This is a genomic window from Desulfosalsimonas sp., from assembly GCF_046483245.1.
Classification (GTDB): domain Bacteria; phylum Desulfobacterota; class Desulfobacteria; order Desulfobacterales; family Desulfosalsimonadaceae; genus Desulfosalsimonas.
The window spans coordinates 1-6,142 of the sequence record NZ_JAWODO010000026.1 but is presented as its reverse complement, the minus strand read 5'-3'; the positions used below and the strand labels follow the sequence as shown (position 1 = coordinate 6,142).

At 56.6% G+C, this 6,142-nt stretch carries 6 protein-coding genes; all 6 read right to left on the bottom strand.

The features are described 5' to 3' along the window. A partial coding sequence (locus R6U41_RS02625; protein WP_410268277.1) for a pyridoxal-phosphate dependent enzyme occupies nt 1–656 on the bottom strand: 656 nt, incomplete at its 3' end. A gap of 26 nt (nt 657–682) precedes the next feature. Further along, nucleotides 683–1,369, bottom strand: a complete 687-nt coding sequence (locus tag R6U41_RS02620; protein WP_410268276.1) for a phosphoribosylanthranilate isomerase — start codon at nt 1,367–1,369, stop codon at nt 683–685. Between the two features lie 21 nt (nt 1,370–1,390). Further along, a complete protein-coding gene (trpC, locus tag R6U41_RS02615; RefSeq protein ID WP_410268275.1) occupies nt 1,391–2,182 on the bottom strand; it encodes an indole-3-glycerol phosphate synthase TrpC in 792 nt (263 codons plus the stop codon). Next, on the bottom strand, nt 2,183–3,199 hold the full coding sequence (trpD, locus tag R6U41_RS02610; protein WP_410268274.1) for an anthranilate phosphoribosyltransferase: 1,017 nt from the start codon (nt 3,197–3,199) through the stop codon (nt 2,183–2,185). 13 nt (nt 3,200–3,212) lie between these two features. Next, nucleotides 3,213–3,800: an anthranilate synthase component II gene (locus R6U41_RS02605; protein ID WP_181550537.1), complete on the bottom strand. Its 588-nt coding sequence runs from the start codon at nt 3,798–3,800 to the stop codon at nt 3,213–3,215. A gap of 9 nt (nt 3,801–3,809) precedes the next feature. After that, nucleotides 3,810–5,300: an anthranilate synthase component I gene (gene trpE, locus R6U41_RS02600; protein ID WP_410268273.1), complete on the bottom strand. Its 1,491-nt coding sequence runs from the start codon at nt 5,298–5,300 to the stop codon at nt 3,810–3,812. Between the last annotated feature and the right edge of the window lie 842 nt (nt 5,301–6,142).

Below are 6,142 nucleotides of genomic sequence, written 5' to 3'. Positions count from 1 at the left end.
TCGCCGATGACTTTTTGAAAGTCGCGCACCATGGCCGGGTAGGGGTGGGGGCCGGCAACTGAGCCGATCACGTAAAACGTGTCGCGCACGGCCGATACCCAGTAGCGCATGGCCTCGTTCATGGCGTCCTTGAGGGTGCCGGTGCCGGATTCCACGGGCACGACCTGCGCGCCCAGAAGCTCCATGCGGTTGACGTTGGGGGCCTGGCGGCGGATGTCTTCGGTGCCCATGAAAATCTTGCATTCCATGCCGAAAAACGCGGCTGCGGTGGCCGTGGCCACCCCGTGCTGGCCGGCGCCGGTCTCGGCAATGACCTTGGTCTTGCCCATGTGCCGGGCCAAAAGCGCCTGGCCCAGGGTGTTGTTGATCTTGTGGGCCCCGGTGTGGACAAGGTCCTCGCGCTTTAGGTAAATGGCCCCACCGCCGGTTTTCCGGGAGAGCCGCTCGGCAAAATACAGGGCCGTGGGCCGGCCGGCAAAGTCTTTTAGCATGCCGTAAAGTTCTTTTTGAAACCCCGGGTCGCCGACGTGTGTGCGGTAGGCTTCATTTAATTCCAGCAGGGCCGGCATCAGGGTTTCGGCCACGTAGCGGCCCCCGTAGATGCCAAAGTGGCCCCTTTCATCCGGGTATCGGGTAAAGTCGCTGTTTTCCTGCATGTTTTGGCTGCCGCCGGTATTAGACATCAGAATATTCTCCTTGTGGGATTTTCCGGTTTGCAAAGGCGCACGGCATAGATAAAGTCGCGCACCTTTTTTGTATCTTTTCTGCCCGGGGCCGATTCCACGCCCGAGCTGACATCCACTGCGTCCGGGGCGGCCCGGCCAATGGCTTGGGTTATGTTTTGCGGATCCAGCCCGCCGGCAATGATGGTGGGATGGTTTTGGGCAAAGGCCCGGGCCGCAGACCAGTCCCAGATCTTTGCATTGCCCCCGGGCAGTTTGCCCGAAGAACACTCCACCAGAAACGCCGGGGCGTTATATGCCCCAGCCGCGTCAATGCCGGGCACGCCGTTGACATAAAGGCACTTGACGGCAAACACATCATTTTCCCGCAGCCTTTGCACCAGCGCCGGCGATTCTTTTCCGTGGAGCTGGACTGCGGTAAGCCCGCAGGCAGCCGCGGTTTTTATAAGCGTGTCAAAGGACTCGTTGACAAACACCCCCACCCGGGCCACGTGGGACGGGAGCACGGATGCGATGCGCGCGGCCTGATCCGTGGTGACAAACCTGGGGCTTTTGGGATAAAACACCAGGCCCACGGCATCAGCGCCCCAGGCCGCGCAGGCAAGGGCGTCTTCCACGGCCGTGATGCCGCAGATTTTCACCTGGATGCGATCGTGTTTGATTTCCGGGAAATAGCCGGTATACATGATCTGTTTGTCCGTGTGGGGTTATCCGCCAATCAGGCGGGTTAAAAATTTTTCCGGATCATCGGCCGTAACCAGGCTTTCTCCGATCAAAAACCGGGAAATGCCGGCTTTCAGGTTTTGCTCAATGTCTTTTCTGGAGGAAATGCCGCTGGCAGCCACTGCGATCTGTTTGGCGCCGAGTTTTGCTGACAAGGACATGGCGGTTTCAATGTCTGTGTCAAACGAGGCCAGGTTCCGGTTGTTGATGCCGATGACGGCGGCACCGGCATCTATTGCGGCTGCCAGGTCGGATTCGGTGTGCACCTCCACCAGGGCGTCAATGCCGAGTTCGGCGCACAGGCCGGAAAATTCCAAGAGCTGTTGTTTGGACAATATGCGCACGATCAGCAACACCGCATCCGCACCCCAGGCCGCAGCCTCGTAAATTTGATAATCGGATATCACAAAATCCTTGCGCAATACCGGCAAGCTGCAGGCGTTTCTGGCGGCCACGAGATCTGCCGGGCTTCCCTTGAAAAATGCCCGGTCGGTTAATACCGAAAGAGCAGCCGCCCCGCCGCGGGCATAGGCTTTGGCCAAAGCCGCAGGGTCCAGATCTGCGCAGATGTCGCCTTTTGACGGCGAGGCCCGTTTGATTTCCGTGATAATGCGCACCTGGTCTGCGGGCCGGGCCAGGGCCTCGTAAAAGGATCTGCGGCCGGCGGTTTTTGTCCGGGCCTGGTCTTTTAGCACAGACAAGGGGGTTTGCGTGCGGCAGGCGGCCACCTCGTCTTTTTTGTGCGCTACGATCCGGTCTAAAATATCTGCGGCCATTTACGCGTTCTCCGTGGTAAATTCAATCAGTGCATTTAATTTATCCATGGCAGCGCCCGAGTCAATGGCGTTTTCAGCCATGGCAACACCGTTTTCAACCGATTCGGCTCGCCCGGCGGCCACAAGGGCGGCGGCTGCATTGATGACCACGATATCGCGCCGCGCACCTTTTTCCCCGGAAAGAATGCTTTTGGTGATCTCTGCATTTTGTTTCGGATCACCCCCGGCGATTTCCTCTGGTGCGGCCGTGCGGCCGAAATAGGTCTCAGGTGAAATGTCATAGGTGGATATCTGCCCTTGGTTTAATTCACACACACGGGTGGGGGCGCACACCGAGATTTCATCCAGGCCGTCGTGTCCGTGGACCACCAGGGCCCGTTTGGTCCCCAGGCGCTGCAGGGCCTTTGCAAACATTTCCGTGAGCTCCGGGGCAAACACGCCCACGAGCTGGCGGTTAGCTGCAGCCGGGTTGGTCAGGGGGCCGAGCATGTTGAAAATGCTGCGCAGGCCCACCTGCTTTCTGGCGTTGGCCGCGTATTTCATGGCCCCGTGGAATTTCGGGGCAAACAAAAATCCGATGCCAATTTCGGCAATGGCTTCCTCCACGATCTCCGGGTCCACCTCCAGATTGACGCCCATGGCCTCGAGCACGTCTGCGCTGCCACACTGGCTGGAAATGGAGCGGTTGCCGTGCTTGGCTACCACCGCCCCGGCGCCTGCGGCCACAAACGCGGTGACCGTGGAGATGTTAAAGGTTCCGGAGGTGTCTCCGCCCGTGCCGCAGGTGTCGATGACGTCGCGGGCCATGGTTTCAATGCGGATGGCCTTTTTGCGCATCGCCCGGGCCGCGCCGGCAAGTTCGGCATAGGTTTCGCCTTTGGTTGCCAGTGCGCCCATGAATGCGCCCACCTGGGCGTCTGTGGTGTTGCCGGAAAAGATTTCACCGAGCATGGCCGACATCTCCTCCTCGGTCAAATTGTTTCGCTGGTAAATCTTGTAAAGCAGGTCTCGGAACATGGCGGTCCTCCGTTTATGATGGGTTCTGGCCGGTGGTGCACATCTTGAGAAAATTTCGCAGAATCCGTTTGCCCGTGGGCGTCATGATGGATTCCGGGTGAAACTGGATGCCTTCTGTGGGATGCGTTCGGTGGCGAAGGCCCATGATTTCGCCGTCCTCGGTGCGTGCGCTGATTTCCATGCATTCGGGCAGGCTGTTTTCATCCACGGCCAGGGAATGATAGCGCATGGCGGCAAACGGTTTGCTGATGCGCGAAAATATGGTTTTTCCGTCCGCGGTCACAGTGGAGACCTTGCCGTGCATCAGTGATTTTGCGTGAACAATTTTTCCGCCAAATGCATGGGCAACCGCCTGGTGTCCCAGGCATACCCCGAGTATGGGGATTTGGCCGGAATACCGGGCGATGGTTTCAACCGATAAGCCGGCTTTTTCCGGGCTTCCCGGGCCCGGGGACACCACGATGCCGGAAACCGGGTTAGTATCCGGATAGGCAATGTCAAAGGCATCATTTCTGCGCACTTCCACCTCCGCGCCAAGCTGCCGCAGATACTGCACCAGGTTGTATGTAAACGAGTCGTAGTTGTCGATGACAAATATCATGTCCGCCCCTTATTGCAGTTGTTGTTGAACCAGTTCCAGGGCCCGGCCGATGGCCATGGCCTTGTTGACCGTTTCGGTATATTCGGCCTCCGGGTCAGAGTCGGCCACGATGCCCGCCCCGGCCCGGACGGTCAGGCGGTTTTGGTTGATGGTCGCCGTTCGGATGGTAATGGCCAGGTCCATGTTGCCGTGAAAGGAGATATAGCCCACGGCCCCGCCGTAGGGCCCCCGGGGTTCGGATTCCAGCTCTGAGATGATCTCCATGGCCCGCACTTTTGGGGCGCCGCTCAAAGTGCCGGCCGGAAAGGATGCGGCCAGCAAGTCCCAGGCGTCCACGCCTTCCATGAGATCGCAGGTGATGTTGGAGACCAGGTGCATCACATGGGAGTAGCGCTCCACCACCATCAGGTCTGTGACCTGCACGGTACCGGTTTCCGCCACCCGGCCCAGGTCGTTTCTGCCCAGATCCACCAGCATAAGGTGTTCGGCCCGTTCCTTTTCGTCCTGAAGCATCTCGTCTGCCAGGGCCCGGTCCTCCTGCTCGGTTTTTCCCCTGGGCCGGGTGCCGGCAATGGGCCTTAAAGTGGCGATGTTGTTTTCCAGCCGTACCATGGTCTCAGGAGATGAGCCTACCAGCACGGTGTCATCCAGGTGCATGAAAAACATGTAGGGCGACGGGTTGATATAGCGCTGGGCCCGGTACAGGGCCGTGGCATCATCAAAGGGCCGGTTGGCGCAAAAGGGCTGGGAGATCACCCCCTGGATGATCTCGCCGTCTTTTATGCGGGATTTGGCAATCTCCACGTTTTTTTTGTAAACCGATGCGTCATGGACCGGCTCCAGGCTGACAGGATCGGCTTGGTTTTGGCCGGCCGTGCTGCGGGCGGTTTTTTCCAGGATGGTTTTTTGAAGCGCGTCAATGCGCTGCCCGGCAGCCTGGTAGGCGGCTTGTGCGTCTGCATTATCGTTTTTAAAGCAGATGGCCACCATCATGAGCGTATTTTTGATGTTGTCGAAAATCAGCATCTCGTCGGGGATCACAAAGTCGGCCATGGGCTGGTCTTCCGGCAGCCGGTTTTCAATGGCCTCGAAAAAGCACACGGTTTCATAGGAAAAATAGCCCACCAGTCCGCCCCAGAACCGGGGCAGTTCCGGGATGATTGCGGGGTTGTAGCGCTGCATGAGCCCGCGCAGAACCGTGAGGGGATCGCCGTTGTGCTCGATTTTTTCGGTCCGGCCGTTTTTTTCGGTTTCCACGCTGTGAGCATACACCCGGACCCGGGTGCGCGCAGAGGTGCTCAGGAAACTGTACCGGCCCCAGCGCTCCCCGCCTTCCACGCTTTCGAGCAGAAACGCCGGGGACTGGTTGGAATACAGCTTTTTGATCACCGATACCGGGGTTTCCATGTCCGCTAAAATCTCCCGGCAGACCGGCACCACGTTGTGGCGGCGGAAATATTGTTCAAACGTGTCTTTGTCCGGAAACTGTCGCAGACGCATGTGAGATGCTCCTTCCGTGTTGGGTGTAAACAAAAAAGGCCGCGGGTTTGCCCCGCGGCCTTTTGGTGTACTTTTTTTGAAAATAAAAAAAGACCGGGGGCTCATGGGCCGCCTCGGTCTTTTTGCTTGCGCTATGGCTGATTTAAACCGGTTTAAAGGCAGACCCCGCTATGCTGGTCCGCCACCACCAGTTTTGGTTTGTTTTCATTGTCTGCAGATCAAATAAATACATGGGTCTTTCCGATAGATTCGGCGAATTCGGGCCCGATGGCCGGTTTGTTCGAATTTGTTTATTTTAGGAAAAAATAAAAGTTTTTTAACGGATTTGTCAAGCAAAAATTTGTGCGGGTTTTTCATTTGTGTTTGAACTCACATTTCGGTATGAATCCTTTAAATATGATGGCGCCGTAAAAAGCTTTTTACCGCGTCCGCTGTTTGTCAGGAAGGAAGCCCTGCGGCCGGGGTCAGTTTTTTCGCTCCTGACCGTTTACGGATTCAGCCAATGCCTTCGCTTAAAATTTCAAAAACTCGGCCTGTCGGCCTCAAACAGTTTGAAATTTTGGCGCTCCGGCATTTGTTGAATTTTTCCGTAAATGCTCAATGTCGCTTCAAAAACCGACCCCGCCCTTGGACTTCCTTGGAAGTCTTTTTTACAGGCAGTGTTAAGTTTTAAGTGATTAAGTGTTAAGTAAAATCAAGAAGTTATTTTTTTATTGATTCGCAGTCATACCAGTTTTAGAACTTTTTACGGTCTCATCAATAAAAAAATCAGCACAAAAAAGGAGGTCAGCCATGTGTGAAACCAACGATTGCTGTCAAAAACCGGAAATGCTAAAAGAGGC

Excerpts from the sequence above, each read along its gene's own strand:
- R6U41_RS02605 (WP_181550537.1), bottom strand. The coding sequence starts at position 3,800 with ATGATATTTGTCATCGACAACTACGACTCGTTTACATACAACCTGGTG.
- trpE (WP_410268273.1), bottom strand. The coding sequence starts at position 5,300 with ATGCGTCTGCGACAGTTTCCGGACAAAGACACGTTTGAACAATATTTC.
- R6U41_RS02620 (WP_410268276.1), bottom strand. The coding sequence starts at position 1,369 with ATGTATACCGGCTATTTCCCGGAAATCAAACACGATCGCATCCAGGTG.
- trpC (WP_410268275.1), bottom strand. The coding sequence starts at position 2,182 with ATGGCCGCAGATATTTTAGACCGGATCGTAGCGCACAAAAAAGACGAG.
- trpD (WP_410268274.1), bottom strand. The coding sequence starts at position 3,199 with ATGTTCCGAGACCTGCTTTACAAGATTTACCAGCGAAACAATTTGACC.